This window comes from Gilliamella sp. G0441, assembly GCF_050589305.1.
Lineage (GTDB): Bacteria > Pseudomonadota > Gammaproteobacteria > Enterobacterales > Orbaceae > Gilliamella.
In genome coordinates, this window is record NZ_JBNRJF010000018.1 from 1 (window position 1) to 16,504 (window position 16,504).

Here is a 16,504-nt window from a genome sequence, read left to right on the forward strand (position 1 = left end):
AATTCAGTGATAGCATTGACATTACTCCACAAGAACGAACAATTTACGAGAAAATATAAGTAAAGATGTTTATCAATATTATGTTTTTATTTAATTTTTCATTTTTAAAATTACCCAAAATAAGAAATTATCCATAATTACAAAAATTTCTTAACTATTCTGAATTTCCACCGTTTTTTCACTCTATCAACTTGCATTAGCTGCTTTGAGAATGGACTTTTTACGTATTTTATGAGGTTTATTCCCACCGCTAAACTATGCGGAGGCAAGTCCTACTCGATTGTTTCGGATTATTTGGGCAGACCCGCTCAGGCTTATGATGATAAAGGTGAGCTGGTTTGGCAGGTAGAATTTGACATCTATGGCAGAATACGGGAAGATATCTTTAACAATAAGTTATTTATTCCGTTCAGGCAACTGGGGCAGTATGAGGATGTTGAAACGGGGCTTTATTACAATCGTTTTAGGTATTACGACAGTAATACAGGAACTTATATAAGCCAAGACCCCATCGGTCTGCAAGGAAATAATCCGAATTTTTATGCTTATGTGAGTGATACAAATACAGAAGTGGATATATTTGGATTAAGTAAGTATAATCCGATTGAGGTTTTAGGAAGAGAAGTATATCAAAATCCTGTTGATTTTGGCGGAGGTGTTCCAACTTTTGTTGACCCTATTGTAGGGAAAACCAATCCTACTGTACAAAAATTACTTGATGCAGGGGCTTCAAATTATGATTTGATGAGTAAAGGAAAGACCCCTTAGGTCTTGCCGGGAATAACCCTAATCTTTATGCGTATACCTTCGACTCCAATACAACGGTCGACCCGTTTGGGTTGGATATAATAAATGGTGTTCCTCAAAACCCAGGTGTTGTTAGACGTTTTATGTCTAAAGCTGAATTTAAAGAATTTAATATGTTAGATTTAAAAATATTATCTGATGAGTATACAAAAGCTCAAAATGAAGTTAAAGATTATCTTAGAAATATAGATATTGAGCATTTTGATTATTTAAAAAATAAAGATATCTTACTTAAACTAATTCATAGTAAACTTTTTGAAGCTAAAATATTCGAAGTAATGTTACACTTTGATAAAGATGAAGCAATTAATTTTTTAAAAACAGTATATTTAGAAGGTAACCCTAGAAATAAAGTATCTTTTTCGACTAATTTAGATGTAATGTTAGACGATTACAAAGAAATATTAGGAAAAGATGAGTATAACAAATTAATAGATAGCCTATCAAAATCTACTAAAAATTTTTATCCAATAAAAAAAGCGATTGAATTTGTAGAGGATGAATAGCTTAAATAAATAAGATTAATTTTAAAATGAGCTAGCAAAAAAAAAATTAAACAAAATAAAAAAAGCCAACTTTTAAAGTTAGCTTTTTTTATTTAAGAATTCTTATTTAGTTTGTCCAAGAGTTCCCATTCGCTTTTAGGGATTAACTCTAAGAGTAAGAATACCGTTATTAAAGGTGTGGATGTTTGGCAATAAATAAATATTATAAAATGGAAATTGCAAAACAAATAATTGATTCAAGTCAATATAAAAATTTAGTTGATAATATAAAGAAAAGTACAAGGCTAAAAGTTCTTAGCGAATATAGAGATGCTGTCGCAAGTCGTGATGAACAAAAGATGAAATTGGCAAATTTGTCAAAAGAAGAAGCAATGAAATTACTCGAAATGGATAAAGATTTTTTCAATAAATTTGTCTTATATAAAATGCAAAAATTGATGAAGAATATCCAAATGGAGAAGAGCCTGAACAAGAAAATGATAATGAAACAATACTTGGTTACTCAAAAAATTTTTTACTCCTTTATCTAATTGAATATTTTTTGCTTAAAACTAATCCTTCTGGATTAGAGCCTTATCTAAAAGCTACTCGTATTCCAAATGCAAAAAAATATGAAAAAGAACTAAAAGAAATTTATAGTAAACTTTAAAACAAAACCGCTTCGATTGAAGCGGTTTTTTTGTATCAAAAAAAGAAAAAAAGGGACAAAAAGGTTTGGCAAAGCCACGCATTTATAAAAATTGCTTCACAAAATTTGGTTTCTTGTCCGTTTATGGCTGTTAAAGCAGCCCAAAATAAAAAGTTATCCAAAATTATGCTAAATCGTTCCAATCCCTTTACTGTTCTGCGTTTCCACTTTTTACACACTATCAATTTGTATTTGGGCGGTTTGAGAATGGTTTTTTTAATATTTTTGGCGGTTTAGCGTTTTTTTTCAGATTTTTTTGATCTGTTTTAGTTCACAATTTTAAAAATTAAGATGTATAAAATTATCTTCCCACTGCAAAGCTATATGAGTGCAAGTCCTACTCGATTGTATCGGATTATTTGGGTAGACCCGCTCAGGCCTATGATGATAAAGGTGAATTGGTTTGGCAGGTAGAATTTGACATCTATGGCAGAATACGGGAAGATACCTTTAACAATAAGTTATTTATTCCGTTCAGGCAACTGGGGCAGTATGAGGATGTAGAAACGGGGCTTTATTATAATCGTTTTAGATACTATGACTCTGAAAGTGGTTGCTACATAAGCTCCGACCCCTATTTCTATTGCAGGGGGCTTAAATACTTACGCTTACGTGAAAGATTCCAATACTTGGACTGATGTATTGGGATTACAGTAAGGGCAAACTTCCTTTTTAAAAGAAGGTTTTTCAAGTGATTGGGTTGCACCCCATGTTAGTTATGCCCCAGAAACAAATACTATGAAAATGCAACTTGTCAGACAATTTGTTTACTCAAAAGTAAGCCACGTTAGAGGAATTAAAGATTACAGAGAAAAGCATAATGGGGAAGGATATGAACAAACCAAGAAAAAACAAAAGATGAATGTAAATCATAAATCTTAGAAAATGAATAATATTTTTTTTACGAACCCAAATTTAAAATTTCAAGTTTCAAATGGAAGTTTAACAAAAGAACAAATTGAAAGTGTAATTGCACAAGACTTTAAGGGCAAGGATGATTTTGTCCAGTTTTATCTTTTACAGAACGGAGTATATTTTACAGAAGGAGCAGAAATAAGTACAGAATATTTCCCTACAGATGAAGACCAATATTATGAGCTGGAAATAGAGAGTATTTATAGAATTGACCAAATACAAAAAATATGGGAAGCAATAAAAGAGCGTTCCTCTGAAGCAAAGAAATTTATGAAAACTCATTTTCCATTTGCTGGAAATGCTGGCGGAAATGATTTTTTTATTGAAATTCCTACAGGAATAGTAAAGTATGTTTCTTGGGAATATGACCTTGAAGAAGGTTTATACAATGTGGTAGCAAATTTTAAATCTTTCTGTTTGGCAATAAAACCTTTGGAATAACTGCGTGTCTATTTAAGATAAAAGAATTTTAAAAAACCGCTTCGATTGAAGCGGTTTTTTTGTACCCAAAAAGAAAAAAGGGGACAAAAAAGTGTGGCAAAGCCACGCATTTATAAAAATTGCTCAGCAAAATTTGGTTTCTTGTCCGTTTTTGGCTGTCGAAACAGCTCAAAATAAAAAGTTATTCACAATTACACTAAATCTCATTACTGTTCTGGGGTACCACCTTTTTACACACTATCAATTTGTATTTGGGCGGTTTAGCTTTTTTTTCGTTTTTTCAGAGTTTTCGAGCTGTTTTTAATTTGCAATTTTAATAATTAAGATATGTAAAGCTATCTTTCTACGGCAAAGCTATACGAGGGAAAGTCCTACTCGATTGTTTAGGATTATTTGGGCAGACCGGTTCAGGTCTATGATGATAAAGGTGAGCTGGTTTGGCAGGTGGAATTTGACATCTATGGCAGAATACGGGAAGATACCTTTAACAATCAGCCGTTTATTCCATTCAGCCAACTAGGGCAGTATAAGGATGTAGAAACTGAGCTTAATTATAACTGGTTCCGATATTATAATTCTGAAACCAGCTTAGATATTAGCCAAGATCCCATAAAACTGGTGGAAACAACCCGAATTTTTATGCTTATGTGCATGATAGTAATGCTGGGATGGAGCCGTTTGGGTTGTCTAATCATCCATCTAGTTATATCACTTTTACAGATAGTAAAGGGTTAAGCTTAACTGTAAATGGTTATACAAATATAAGTCATTTACCCAATAGAGAATTGGAAGCATTGTATTATGCAAATTCAGGCTCAGGTTGGGGATTATCACCTAAAGATAAAAAAGGAAATACAATAGTTTTACACCACTACAAACAAGTTCCAGAAGGTACTATCGTTGCAATGCCACAAAAGCATCATGGTAAGCCACATACAAATCCAGGGCAACATTCTTAAGGAAAAAAGAAAGGAGGAGGATTAACTGTTGATGAGCGAGCTGCTTTTGATAATTGGAGAAAAGAATATCATGCATATTTAGCTAAAAAAGAACTGGAAGCCAGAGGTATAAAGGTAAAATGTAAATAATTATGAATAGAGAATTATATAATAGAATTAATATTTTTTTTTCTAAGAAGGAAAATCAAATATTTAGAGGTAATCCTGTTTCAGATGAAGAAATAGATAAAGCACAAAAAGAGCTTCATGTTAAATTTATTCAGGATTATATAGATTTTTTAAAAAATTTTGGAGGAAGTTATGTTGGTGTACCAATATATGGGTTTAATAATTCAAAGATGTTATCTAGTCAAACAGTAGTAGATATAACTAATGAGTTTAGAGAAAATTATAAACAAGATAATAGATGTCCTATAATTCAAGAAAGTTATGTTATTTCTATCACTGGAAGTGGAGACCCTGTAATGGTAACACCTAGTGGAGAAATATTAATTTTTTATCATGATAGTGATAGTCAGGAAATATATTCTCAATCATTTTCAGAATTAATTGAGAAAAATTTATAAAAAGAAAAAATAATTCAAATGAGTCTTTTTTAAGAAAATAATCATTTTATTCCGTTCAGGCAACTGGGGCAGTATGAGGATGTTGAAACGGGGCTTTATTATAATCGTTTCCGTTACTATTCCCCGGAAGAAGGCTTATATATTAGCAAAGACTCAATCGGACTCGCAGGAAATAACCCGAATGCTTATGCGTATACGCATGATTCAAATACGATGGTAAATATTTTCGGGCTCAGTGAAGGTAGTGGGACTTTAGGGCGTAATATGAGCAAAGTAAGCATGACACATGGGTTTGATCCTTTCATAAGAGGAGATTTTCAAGCACATCATGTTATACCTCATGAAGTTTGGATTAACAATCAAGATTTTTTTGATAAAGTAGGCTTAGGAGGAGCTAAAGATAAAGCTACAAATGGAGTGTTTTTACCTAAAAATCAACAAGTAGCAAATAGTTTAGGTTTCGATTATTATCATCGAGGTAGTCATCCAGATATAAATACAAATATGGAAACTCGATTAAACGATATTGTAAATAAGTATAATAATGGAGAATTGACAAGAACACAGCCTAGAAAAGAAGTAAGTAAACTTCAAGCAGAAGAAAGAAGTAGGTTAAGTCAAAGAAATAATAAAGGAGCAGCAATAAAATGTCATTAAAAAGTAATAAATGGAAGAATCCCAGATGATAGAATTAGCAAATAAAAAAATAATAGATTTTGCAGAATCTCAAAATCCAAAAGTTTGGCATCAAATGACTATGGATTGGAATTGGGATAGTGAATATAATTTTTTGGATTGGTTAATAAATAATCCAAAAACAGATAGGGCTACTATTTTAATGATTTATTGGAAATCTTCTCCTAGTCATGGATTTAAAAATAAAATTTTATTAGAGGAACGTTATACAAATAATTTTTATAATAATCAGAATATTTATTTTAATCCTAAAGATGATGAGGGAGATGATTGGACAGAATATAATAAAGATGGGGCTTTTGAAATACCAAAAATAATGTTTACGCAATTAGAGGGAGAATATATAGAATATCCTAATGGGTATATAGAAGGTATTCCAGAAAAATTATTTTATGAAATTGAAGAATTATATGAATAAAATATCAAGATGAAATTTTAATATTATAAAAAAGCCAACCTAAAAAGTTGGCTTTTTGTTTTAAGAGTTCAGCTTATCGAGGAGTTCCAGTTCATCTTCGGGGGGATAAGAGAACGCAGGAGTTGGAGGATGTTGTATAAGTCCCCTTTGTTGTGTTCCGTATAATTGGGGAACGAAATTTCTGCTAATAAAGCCGTTTGCGTAATTTTACAGGGAGATTTAAGGGTAAAGCCTAAATTCTCATAATCAGGAATCAATTTTAGATATGGTAAAGTTATTAATAATGCTTGAGGTTTAAGTTTTTTTTTGTTTTTATAATGATTTTTTCTATAAAATTTGTATTCCAATCTACAAAAATCCGATCAAATATATGGTGCATCGGGTAAGATTTTAAAGGATAAAAATTGGAATTATATTTATGATAAACAGGGAAATCTTATTTTAAAAACTCCGAGAAATTTAAATAATTTTGCCAATAATCTACCAAAAAATTCATCTTTCTTAAGTGAAAATACAAATTCTAAGAACAATTTTTGGATTGAAGAAAATGAATTTGACCGTAAGACCGAAATACGGCGATATTCAAAATCCGAACTCAAACAATACGATAAAATACGAAAAAAAAGAACGCTTGAAAATTCTGACCCTCCACAATGGCAGCAATGTGACTGGGAATACCGATGGCTGGGTAACGGAATGTTACAAGCGGTACCAATCCTCAGGGGAAATGGATCCGTTTTGAATACGACGCTTTAGGAAGAAGAACAGCAAAAATTGTAAATACAAAGATTTATCGTTATCTTTGGGATGGTAATGCATTACTTCATGAGTGGTTTTATTAGAATGAGCGGCGTCCAAAGATTATTTCTGATGAGCTGGGAATGCTTATGTTGGAACAACCCGAACCGGTTGAAAACCTGACTACTTTGGTTTATGAGGAAGGAAGTTTAGTACCCACTGCAAAGCTATATGAGGGCAAGTCCTACTCGATTGTATCGGATTATTTGGGCAGACCCGCTCAGGCCTATGATGACAAAGGTGAATTGGTTTGGCAGGTTGAGTTTGACATCTATGGCAGAATACGGGAAGATATCTTTAACAATAAGTTATTTATTCCGTTCAGGCAACTGGGGCAGTATGAGGATAAAGAACTAGACGGGCTTTATTACAATCGTTTCCGTTACTACTCCTCCCAAACCGGCGCCTACATCTCCAAAGACCCCATTGGCCTTGCCGGAAACAACCCGAACCTTTATGCGTATACGTTTGATTCTAACTCCGAGGTGGATGTGTTTGGGTTGAGTGAGTGTGGAGGAAAAGTACATAAGGATTTTAAATCTGGAGCTTCTTTTTTAATGACTGGAGATGCATACGATTTTTTTGGACGTGGAAAAAGTCATTTAGGTAGACCAGACGGACAATTTGTTGCTCCAACAAACCAGATAAATGATTTATTAAAAAAATCTAAAGGAGATATTTCAGTAATCGAAAAAGGATTAGGTATACCTTCTGGTGAATGGGCTAATAAGGGAGGATTGTATAAAATAGATATACCTAAACCATCAGAACATAATTTAAGACTTCCAACCTCTAATTTATCAGGAGCTAATGAATTGTTTATACCGGGAGGTACAACCTCTGGAGGAATTGCAGAAGCTGTGGTAAATTAAGTACCGGTAAGTCAAGTAATAATTACAAAAGTATTGTGAAAAATGTTTATAAGAAAAGACGTTAATGAATTATTTGCTCAAGCCGTTCAGAAAGATCAAATATTTGATTATTTAACAGGCCAGAATGGATATGAAATTAGATTAAATGAGGCTTATATGCCTACAGATATTATTTCAGCAACTTCTAAAATTGATGAATATTTAAATAATAATCCAAAATTTGATAAAAATAAGATAATTGAGGCTTTTATTAAAATTAGTCTTAGCCCTGAATGGTCTTGGTTAATAATTTATTATTCAGCATATTTTGAAAAAAGAGGAATGAATTTTTTGCCGGTTAATGAATTATACAACAATGTAGAAAAAAATAAAGAATATCTTAAAAAAGACAATGGTTGGATATGTTTTAATTTTACTCCAAGATATAATAATTTGTGGGATATAATTGTTAATGAAAATAATAGATTTATAGAAGAAGGATATAAGCTACCAAAATTAGAATAAAAAATATAACAACATAACAAAAAAGCCAACTCAAATGAGTTGGCTTTTATTTTTTTCTGTTTCAACTATTCAACTTATCCAGTAGTTCCAGTTCATCCTCAGGAATAAGGGAGCGAATGAGTTGTAAGATGTTGTAGATATCCCATTTGTTGTGTTCCATATAATTCGGATACTAAATTTCTGCCAGTAAAGCCGTTTGCCACTATTATAACTAGAGTTAAGCGTGAAGCCTAAATTCTTATCATCAGAAATAAATTTTAGATATGGTAAAGTTATTAATAATGCTTGAGGTTTAAGGTTTTTTTCCGTTTTTATTCTGAACTTAAACAATACGATAAAATAAGAAAAAAAAGAACGCTTGAAAATTCTGACCCTCCCCAATGGCAGCAGGGTGACTGGGAATACCAATGGCAGGGCAACGGAATGTTACAAGCCGTACGCAATCCTCAGGGGAAATGGATCCGTTTTGAATACGACGCGTTAGGTAGAAGAACAGCGAAAATTGTAAATACAAAGATTTATCGTTATCTTTGGGATGGTAATGCTTTATTGCATGAGTGGTTTTATGAGAATGAACGGCGTCCAAAGGTTGTTTCTGATGAGCTGGGAATGCTTATGTTGGAACAACCCGAACCGATCGAAAACCTGACCACTTGGGTTTATGAGGAAGGAAGTTTAGTACCCACAGCTAAGTTATGCGAGGGTAAGTCCTACTCGATTGTATCGGATTATTTGGGCAGACCCGCTCAGGTCTATGATGACAAAGGTGAATTGGTTTAGCAGGTTGAGTTTGACATCTATGGCAGAATACGGGAAGATACCTTTAACAATAAGTTATTTATTCCGTTCAGGCAACTGGGGCAGTACGAAGATAAGGAACTAGGCGGGCTTTATTATAATAGGTTCCGATATTATGACAGTAATACGGGAACTTATATAAGCCAAGACCCTATCGGGCTAGCAGGAAACAACTCGAATTTTTGTGCTTATGTGAGTGATACAAATACAGAAGTGGATATATTTGGATTAAGTAAGTATAATCCGATTGAGGTTTTAGGAAGAGAAGTATATCAAAATCCTGTTGATTTTGGCGGAGGTGTTCCAACATTTGTTGACCCTATTGTAGGGAAAACCAATCCTACTGTACAAAAATTACTTGATGCAGGGGCTCCAAATTATGATTTGATGAGTAAAGGATATACTCCGATTGGTATTGACGGAAAACAAATGAATCTACATCAAATTCTAGGTGATGAACCAGATCCAATGGTTGAACTATTAGACAGTACACATATAAAATATTATTAACCTTTACACGGCTTAATAAAAGACGGTAATAGTTTTAGAAACAACAGAAAGCTCAAAAATCAATACGAAAGATTCCGTAAAAATTATTGGAAAGAAAGAGCAAAATCATTTAAAGGTTGTCATTGATAATAATATTTTTATGAATTACATCAAAAATTTAAAAAAAAGCGTAGAATTCGAATATTGGTTAGGTGCAGATAATGATCAAATTCATTACATTGAAAAAGAGTTAAATATAAAACTTCCAAAGCAATACAAAAAATTTTTATCTCAATGCGGAATGTGCAATTTTGGAGATGTTAATATACTTGGAATTGCAAAAGATGAGAATAGCATTACATACCCAGTAGTAGAAATTACTAAACAAATGAGAGAAGAAGTAAATCTTCCTAATGATTTAATTGTTCTTAGTTACGAAGTTGGCGAATATCTAACTCTGTATAAGGTTTCTATAAATCAAGAATTAGAAGATAATGCGATTTATGGAGTAAACGTAAAATATGATTATGAAAAAATGAACATTGGTAAAATAGAAGAATTATTTTCATCATTTGAAGAATACTTTAAAGATTTTATTGAATTAGGTTATTAGATAAAAACCGCTTTGAGGAAAGCGGTTTTTTTGTATCAAATAAGAAAAAAAGGGGTAAAAATTGTGTGATAAAGCTCTCTTCCCACAGCTAAGTTAAGCGAGGGTAAGCCCTACTCGATTGTATCGGATTATTTGGGCAGACCGGTTCAGGTCTATGATGATAAAGGTGAGCTGGTTTGGCAGGTAGAATTTGACATCTATGGCAGAATACGGGAAGATATCTTTAACAATAAGTTATTTATTCCGTTCAGGCAACTGGGGCAGTACGAAGATAAGGAACTAGACGGGCTTTATTACAATCGGTTTAGGTATTACGACAGTAATACGGGAACTTATATAAGCCAAGACCCCATCGGTCTGCAAGGAAATAACCCGAATTTTTATGCCTATGTACACGATACAAACACTTTGATAGACCCTTTCGGTTTAAGCCCTATTCCTATTGATAGATTTCCGTCTTGGATGCCGACAAAGCAAGGGTATCAAAGACATCACATAATACCGTACAGTTTACGGAATCATACTCTATTCCAAAAATCGGGATTGGATATTAATAATGCTACAAATATGAAGTATTTACCAGTAGCCGAAGGAATAGACCCTAATCCAAACAAATCTTTACACAAAGGAGTCAATTCCGTACACGCAGATTATAATGATATAATGGGCAAAAGACTTGATGCTCTTGAAAGGGTTGCAACAAAAGAAAATGGAGTCCAACGAGAATACAAACGGATATTCACAATTTACAACACCGGACAAGAGCCGAGTTAGATTCAGGTAAATTAAAATGTCATTAGATTATGTTATATGAATTAAGAACAAGTATTTTAAATGAGTTAGCTATTGTTGATTTGTCGAGCATCAAAGAAAAAGATTATGAGGAATATTATAATTATTTCATTGAGGGGCTTAATGATAGAAAGTTCCTTGAACATAAAAAACTTGTTTTTACAGCTCAACAAGGATATAACAGTAATAATATAGAGAAGATTGATTATTTAAAATGTTCTTCGCCTGTTCCTATTTTTTCTCAACAATTTGTTGAAATATTGCAGGACAAGTTAAGGCAGGATATGGAGTTTATTCCCTGTAAAGTTATCTGTGATAATATTTCGTATGATTTTTATGTAGGTAGGATTTTAAATTTCATACAACTAATAGACAAAGAAAAATCAGAATATTATGAGTTATCAGAGGGCGAAAAAATTATGGATATTCCTGTTTTTAGTAGTTCCGTCAATACCGATTTTTATATAGCTCGTGATAGTGAAGAAAAAAATCTATATGCAATTACAGATAAAATGAAAGAGGTACTAATAGAACATAATTTCAATATCAAACTAAAAGAAGTTTAAGACTTTAACCGCTTTCTTCAAAGCGGTTTTTTTATCTCTTTCCGCTCCAAAACCGGAAGAAAAAGGGGGCAAAAAAGGTGTGGCAAAGCCACGCATTTATAAAAATTGCTCAGCAAAATTTGGTTTCTTGTCCGTTTTTGGCTGTCGAAACAGCCCAAAATAAAAAGTTATTCACAATTATACTAAACCTCATTACTGTTCTTGGGTACGAGCTTTTTACACACTATCAATTTGTATTTGGGCGGTTCAGCGTTTTTTTGTTTTTTCAGAATTTTTCGAACTCTTTTTAATTCGCAATTTTAAAAATTAAGATGTGTAAAGCTATCTTCCCACAGCTAAGCTATGCGAATGCAATTCCTACTCGATTGTATCAGATTATTTGGGCAGACCCGCTCAGACCTATGATGATAAAGGTGAGCTGATTTGGCAGATGGAGTTTGACATCTATGGCAGAATACGGGAAGATATCTTTAACAATCAGCCGTTTATTCCGTTCAGGCAACTGGGGCAGTATGAGGATGTTGAAACGGGGCTTTATTATAATCGGTTTAGATATTACGACAGTAATACAGGAATTTATATAAGCCAAGACCCTATCGGGTTAGCAGGAAACAACCCGAATTTTTATGCCTATACGCATGATAGTAATACATGGATAGATCCTTTTGTATTAGATATCTTTAGTATTATTGATTGGACGGCTCCTGATCCTAGTAAAGGAGGAATAGGGTATACTTACAAAATTTTCCAAAAAGATGTAAATTGGGATTTAATTGATTCTAAACATAGAACTAATTTAGATAGAGCTTTAGGAGGACTAGCTCCTATAGGAGCAGATGGCAAATCTATAAATTTACATCATTCCAAACAACAAGCACATGGCCCTCTATTTGAATTGTCAGCTACTTCACATCAGCAATATGGACATACAAATGCTTTACATCCATATAGAGTAACTCCTAATTCTGATGGGACTAAATTTAATCCGTATGATCCAGTTGATAGAAAAGCCTTTGATGTTGATAGAAAACAATATTGGAAAGATAGAGCTAATGCTGAAATAGAAACAAGAAAATTAAAAATAGGATGTAAATAATATGTTAAAACAAAATATTAAAAACTATTTAGATGAAGAATATGGTACTGTTCTTCCAGAGTTCCAAGAAAAATATAAAAATACTTTATCAAAATACCACATTAATCCCAATAGTGCATTTTTTGAATTTGTATCGAAATATAGTGATGAATATTATGGTAAATATGGTTTATTATATGATATAGCAGCAGATTTAAGTACAGATGATAATGTCACACAGATATTGCATGAGAAAGAACAAGTCCCTTTAAAGTATATTTCATTATTTAACTTAGAGACAGAAGATTATTTGTTATATAATAAAGAAAATGAGCATGTTGTACTCATAGAGGATGGAAATATTGATAAACTAAAAAATAATAATTTTGATAAAGAATGGAATAGTTTTAATGAATTTTTAGAAGATTTCTTTGAATTAAATTGATAATAACAAGCCAACCTTTTAGGTTGGTTTGTTATTTCTAATCTATTTAAAGCGTTAGATAAATTATCTTTAAGTCTTTTTAGTTTTAAAATTCTGAATTACATTATCTACTTCTTTTTCATAATCGGTTTCGATATTATAATCCTGAAACCGGCTTATATATTAGCCAAGATCCGATAAGGTTAGCAGGTAATAACCCGAATTTTTATGCCTACACGTTTGATTCTAATTCGGAAGTTGATCCTTTTGGGTTAGCTAAACAAGGTATACATGGTGTTGCACCTGATTATGAAATAAAAGGGCTACATGGAACTTTTGATGGTGTAGAACTTAGTTTAAAACCTGGACAAAATGGAGATATTGTTTATAAAAATGTTTTTTCTAAAGATGTTGATATATCAAATGCTGTAAAAAATGCCAATGATTATCTATCTAATACTAAAAATCTAGAAAAAACTTTACATAATTTGGAAGGAGCTAAAGATTATTATGATAAACTAAGAAAAGGAAGAGAATGGAGAGAAATGAAAAGAAACTTAGAAAATAAATTAAAAAATGGATGTAAATAATATTTTAATCACTAGTATAAAAGAAAACAAAATGCCTCATGAATTTTCAGATATTGAATATATCAAAAAAAATAGTGATGACAAGTTTTCTACAACAAATAATAATGTTTTCGTAATATATAGGAATGGATATAAACTAGAAATTTCTTATTATAAAACACCTATTAAATTACATTATGTTTCATTTGAAAAAATAGATGATAAAGTTGAAGATTTTTTTTTAGATAATAATATTGATACTGTAAATAAAAATTTAAAAGCTATATTTAATAAAACACTTCAAGTAAGTAAGAATAAGAATTATTATTTAGGTAATTTTGAATTTATATTTAATGATTCTCTATTAGAATCTATATTTTATACTCCTAATTAGAATGTTTTAATCAAAAAAGCTAACTCAAAGATTTGGCTTTTTTTCAACTATTTAACTTATCCTGTAGTTCCAGTTTATCCTCAGGAATAAGGATTTTAATAAGGGTAAAGATATTAAATATGTACAGCGGTTTATGACTAAGAGTAAGGCTTCTGTATTCCGTTTCTGCCTATAAAGTCGTTTATTCCGTTCAGGCAACTGGGGCAGTACGAAAATAAGGAACTAGACGGGCTTTATTACAATCGCTTTAGGTATTACGACAGTAATACAGGAACTCGTTTGGGTGGGATGAAGATTTTTTTGGGACAGCATATAGGGGAATGAAAATTGATGATGCTGGAAAGCCTATTGTATATTCTGGCCCCTCAGTAGGTGGATCAAATGTGCAGCTAATTCCTTAGGTGTAAGGTCTGGAGAGACTGGAATCTCTACGAGTATAAGTGTTGAAAGTTTACCATCACATAGAAAACCTACAACTATTGGAGGTCCTTTAAAAAATGCTGATGCATTTAGTATTGATACTAATGTTTTGGATAATTATGGATTAAAAGCGGTTCAAGATGGAGATACACATTTAAGTATTATTACTAAGGAAGGAATAGATCCTAATGAATTGGGCGAAAGATTAGGTAAAACTAAAGATGAATGGAAAAAAGTATCATGTAATTAGAAGAATAATTTTTTATGGAATATAAAAAAGAAATTGAAAAAGCAATAAACTCTAATAATCCAATAGAATCTCTTAAGGAGTTTGTTTTATTACTAAATGGGAAAGGATTATCCAAAAATGAAATTTATAACGAATTAAACCTGTATTTTTTATATTGTCAAGAACATAAAAAAGAAGAAGAGGAAAATATATTAGGGGATGTATTAGATATGATAACAGGTTGGTATTTAGGTAAAAATTTAGATTTACAATAAATTTTGGTAAAATATTAGATTAGTTATTTTTATTGTAAGTAATTGGGAAATATTAAATAATATAAGCAAACAAGCCAACCCTAAAGGTTGGCTTGTTTATTTAATCATTCTTCAATTCGTCTAACAATTCCCATTCCGAATTAGGAAGAAGATATTAACAAGCCAGAGCAGTTTGTCAAAGTCTAGCGGAAAAATGGTAGAGCGCAAGCCCCTTACCTTCCGTTTCGGCCAAAAGGGCTGTTTGCTCTATATTACAAATAGAGTTAAGCGAAAAACCTAAATTCTTATCATCAGGACTCAATTTTAGATAGAGTAAAGTAATTAAAAATTCTTAAGGATTTGGAGTTTTTTTGAAAGATGATTTTTTCTATAAAATTTGTATACCAATCTTCTAAAAATCCGATCAAATATATGGGGCATCGGGTAAGATTCTAAAGGATAAAAATTGGAATTATATTTATGATAAACAGGGAAATCTTATTTTAAAAACTCCGAGAAATTTTAAAAATTCTAAGAACAATTTTTGGATTGAAGAAAATGAATTTGATCGTAAGGCCGAAATACGGAGATATTCAAAATCCGAACTCAAACAATACGATGAAATAAGAAAAAAAAGAACGCTTGAAAATTCTGACCCTCCCCAATGGCAGCAAGGTGACTGGGAATACCAATGGCAGGGCAACGGAATGTTAAAAGCGGTACGCAATCCTCAGGGGAAATGGATCCGTTTTGAATACGACGCTTTAGGAAGAAGAACAGCAAAAATTGTAAATACAAAGATTTATCGTTATCTTTGGGATGGTAATGTATTATTACATGAGTGGTTTTATGAGAATGAACGGCGTCCTAAGGTTATTTCTGACGAGCTGGGAATGCTTATGTTGGAACAACCCGAACCGGTCGAAAACCTGACTACTTGGGTTTATGAGGAAGGAAGTTTAGTACCCACTGCTAAGTTAAGCGAGGGCAAGTCCTACTCGATTGTATCGGATTATTTGGGCAGACCCGCTCAGGCCTATGATGATAAAGGTGAATTGGTTTGGCAAGTAGAATTTGACATCTATGGCAGAATACGGGAAAATTTATTTAACAATAAGTCGTTTATTCCGTTCAGGCAACTGGGGCAGTACGAAGATAAGGAACTAGACGGGCTTTATTATAATCGGTTTAGGTATTACGACAGTAATACAGGAACTTATATAAGCCAAGACCCTATCGGGCTAGCAGGAAACAACCCGAATTTTTATGCGTATGTAAGTGATTCGAATGCTGGAATTGATCCGTTTGGGTTGATGTTAATTTTACCTACTCCAACGAATTCAAACCCTTGGATGTTTGGAACAAAAATTGAATCTATAATTGTTCCTAAGGGTGGTATGATAGTAAATATGGCTATGGCTCCTGGACAGATAAAACCAGGGGGATGGGGAACATTAGACCATATAAAAGATGTAAGTTATGTGAGAAATAAACTAGCTGTTACCCCTGAATTTAAACCAGAGGTTTCTCATGTTCAAAAATTTTTAATTCCAGAAGGGACTAGAGTTCAGATAGGTACAGTTGGTCCACAAACTTATAATGGAATAACTTATGAAGGAGGAGGAAATCAAGTGCAAATACTTAATTATGAAGATCGAGCTAAATTAATACCTATTGAAGAACCTAAAAAAATAACTTGTCCATAAAAAAT

23 protein-coding genes and 3 pseudogenes are annotated in these 16,504 nt (G+C 32.3%); all 26 read left to right on the plus strand.

Translation table 11 applies throughout. From position 1 onward, the window contains the following. Positions 1 to 231 precede the first annotated feature (231 nt). The 26 genes and pseudogenes from ACKJXD_RS11270 (at position 232) to ACKJXD_RS11395 (ending at position 16,499) form a co-directional block, all read left to right on the plus strand. Positions 232 to 768 (plus strand): RHS repeat domain-containing protein, encoded by a 537-nt coding sequence (locus ACKJXD_RS11270; RefSeq protein WP_430876337.1) that lies wholly within the window; start codon positions 232 to 234, stop codon positions 766 to 768. Between the two features lie 122 nt (positions 769 to 890). Then, positions 891 to 1,313: a hypothetical protein gene (locus tag ACKJXD_RS11275; protein WP_430876338.1), complete on the plus strand. Its 423-nt coding sequence runs from the start codon at positions 891 to 893 to the stop codon at positions 1,311 to 1,313. A gap of 185 nt (positions 1,314 to 1,498) precedes the next feature. Beyond that, on the plus strand, positions 1,499 to 1,843 hold the full coding sequence (locus tag ACKJXD_RS11280; RefSeq protein ID WP_187755196.1) for a hypothetical protein: 345 nt from the start codon (positions 1,499 to 1,501) through the stop codon (positions 1,841 to 1,843). A gap of 149 nt (positions 1,844 to 1,992) precedes the next feature. Beyond that, positions 1,993 to 2,238 carry a hypothetical protein gene (locus ACKJXD_RS11285; RefSeq protein WP_430876339.1) on the plus strand — a complete coding sequence of 82 codons (246 nt, stop codon included), beginning with the start codon at positions 1,993 to 1,995 and terminating at the stop codon, positions 2,236 to 2,238. A 122-nt stretch (positions 2,239 to 2,360) separates the two neighbouring features. Beyond that, positions 2,361 to 2,639, plus strand: coding sequence for an RHS repeat domain-containing protein (locus tag ACKJXD_RS11290; protein WP_430876340.1), 279 nt, complete (start codon positions 2,361 to 2,363; stop codon positions 2,637 to 2,639). Between the two features lie 247 nt (positions 2,640 to 2,886). Next, positions 2,887 to 3,357, plus strand: coding sequence for an SMI1/KNR4 family protein (locus ACKJXD_RS11295; protein ID WP_430876341.1), 471 nt, complete (start codon positions 2,887 to 2,889; stop codon positions 3,355 to 3,357). A 668-nt stretch (positions 3,358 to 4,025) separates the two neighbouring features. Then, the gene (locus ACKJXD_RS11300; RefSeq protein WP_430876342.1) at positions 4,026 to 4,316 is read left to right on the plus strand and encodes a hypothetical protein; all 291 of its coding nucleotides are present in this window, start codon (positions 4,026 to 4,028) and stop codon (positions 4,314 to 4,316) included. A 131-nt stretch (positions 4,317 to 4,447) separates the two neighbouring features. Continuing rightward, complete coding sequence (locus tag ACKJXD_RS11305; protein WP_430876343.1) at positions 4,448 to 4,882, plus strand: SMI1/KNR4 family protein; 435 nt, start codon at positions 4,448 to 4,450, stop codon at positions 4,880 to 4,882. A gap of 45 nt (positions 4,883 to 4,927) precedes the next feature. Further along, positions 4,928 to 5,116, plus strand: a pseudogene (locus tag ACKJXD_RS11310) (RHS repeat-associated core domain-containing protein); the annotation flags it as partial. A 30-nt stretch (positions 5,117 to 5,146) separates the two neighbouring features. Next, complete coding sequence (locus ACKJXD_RS11315) at positions 5,147 to 5,539, plus strand: AHH domain-containing protein (RefSeq protein ID WP_430876344.1); 393 nt, start codon at positions 5,147 to 5,149, stop codon at positions 5,537 to 5,539. 25 nt (positions 5,540 to 5,564) lie between these two features. Continuing rightward, positions 5,565 to 5,996 (plus strand): DUF4274 domain-containing protein, encoded by a 432-nt coding sequence (locus tag ACKJXD_RS11320; protein ID WP_430876345.1) that lies wholly within the window; start codon positions 5,565 to 5,567, stop codon positions 5,994 to 5,996. A 336-nt stretch (positions 5,997 to 6,332) separates the two neighbouring features. Then, the gene (locus tag ACKJXD_RS11325) at positions 6,333 to 6,752 is read left to right on the plus strand and encodes a hypothetical protein (RefSeq protein WP_430876346.1); all 420 of its coding nucleotides are present in this window, start codon (positions 6,333 to 6,335) and stop codon (positions 6,750 to 6,752) included. A 131-nt stretch (positions 6,753 to 6,883) separates the two neighbouring features. Continuing rightward, positions 6,884 to 7,666 (plus strand): RHS repeat domain-containing protein, encoded by a 783-nt coding sequence (locus tag ACKJXD_RS11330; RefSeq protein ID WP_430876347.1) that lies wholly within the window; start codon positions 6,884 to 6,886, stop codon positions 7,664 to 7,666. 42 nt (positions 7,667 to 7,708) lie between these two features. Continuing rightward, positions 7,709 to 8,170, plus strand: coding sequence for a hypothetical protein (locus tag ACKJXD_RS11335; protein ID WP_430876348.1), 462 nt, complete (start codon positions 7,709 to 7,711; stop codon positions 8,168 to 8,170). A 285-nt stretch (positions 8,171 to 8,455) separates the two neighbouring features. After that, the gene (locus tag ACKJXD_RS11340; RefSeq protein ID WP_430876349.1) at positions 8,456 to 8,950 is read left to right on the plus strand and encodes a hypothetical protein; all 495 of its coding nucleotides are present in this window, start codon (positions 8,456 to 8,458) and stop codon (positions 8,948 to 8,950) included. A 27-nt stretch (positions 8,951 to 8,977) separates the two neighbouring features. Then, positions 8,978 to 9,604: pseudogene (locus ACKJXD_RS11345) on the plus strand (HNH/ENDO VII family nuclease). 13 nt (positions 9,605 to 9,617) lie between these two features. Next, complete coding sequence (locus ACKJXD_RS11350; protein WP_430876350.1) at positions 9,618 to 10,070, plus strand: SMI1/KNR4 family protein; 453 nt, start codon at positions 9,618 to 9,620, stop codon at positions 10,068 to 10,070. 132 nt (positions 10,071 to 10,202) lie between these two features. Continuing rightward, positions 10,203 to 10,844: an RHS repeat-associated core domain-containing protein gene (locus tag ACKJXD_RS11355; RefSeq protein ID WP_430876351.1), complete on the plus strand. Its 642-nt coding sequence runs from the start codon at positions 10,203 to 10,205 to the stop codon at positions 10,842 to 10,844. 29 nt (positions 10,845 to 10,873) lie between these two features. After that, entirely contained in the window at positions 10,874 to 11,428 is a 555-nt protein-coding gene (locus ACKJXD_RS11360; RefSeq protein ID WP_220215186.1) for a hypothetical protein, read from the plus strand. A gap of 430 nt (positions 11,429 to 11,858) precedes the next feature. Further along, the gene (locus ACKJXD_RS11365; RefSeq protein ID WP_430876352.1) at positions 11,859 to 12,524 is read left to right on the plus strand and encodes an HNH/ENDO VII family nuclease; all 666 of its coding nucleotides are present in this window, start codon (positions 11,859 to 11,861) and stop codon (positions 12,522 to 12,524) included. A gap of 1 nt (position 12,525) precedes the next feature. Further along, the gene (locus tag ACKJXD_RS11370) at positions 12,526 to 12,948 is read left to right on the plus strand and encodes a hypothetical protein (protein ID WP_430876353.1); all 423 of its coding nucleotides are present in this window, start codon (positions 12,526 to 12,528) and stop codon (positions 12,946 to 12,948) included. A 161-nt stretch (positions 12,949 to 13,109) separates the two neighbouring features. After that, positions 13,110 to 13,517 (plus strand): hypothetical protein, encoded by a 408-nt coding sequence (locus ACKJXD_RS11375; RefSeq protein ID WP_430876376.1) that lies wholly within the window; start codon positions 13,110 to 13,112, stop codon positions 13,515 to 13,517. A gap of 31 nt (positions 13,518 to 13,548) precedes the next feature. Further along, the gene (locus tag ACKJXD_RS11380; RefSeq protein ID WP_430876354.1) at positions 13,549 to 13,890 is read left to right on the plus strand and encodes a hypothetical protein; all 342 of its coding nucleotides are present in this window, start codon (positions 13,549 to 13,551) and stop codon (positions 13,888 to 13,890) included. A 174-nt stretch (positions 13,891 to 14,064) separates the two neighbouring features. Further along, a pseudogene (locus tag ACKJXD_RS11385) lies at positions 14,065 to 14,163 on the plus strand (RHS family protein); the annotation flags it as partial. Positions 14,164 to 14,574: 411 nt separating this feature from the next. Continuing rightward, positions 14,575 to 14,814, plus strand: a complete 240-nt coding sequence (locus tag ACKJXD_RS11390) for a hypothetical protein (RefSeq protein WP_430876355.1) — start codon at positions 14,575 to 14,577, stop codon at positions 14,812 to 14,814. A gap of 686 nt (positions 14,815 to 15,500) precedes the next feature. Then, entirely contained in the window at positions 15,501 to 16,499 is a 999-nt protein-coding gene (locus ACKJXD_RS11395) for an RHS repeat domain-containing protein (protein ID WP_430876356.1), read from the plus strand. The last annotated feature ends 5 nt before the right edge of the window (positions 16,500 to 16,504 follow it).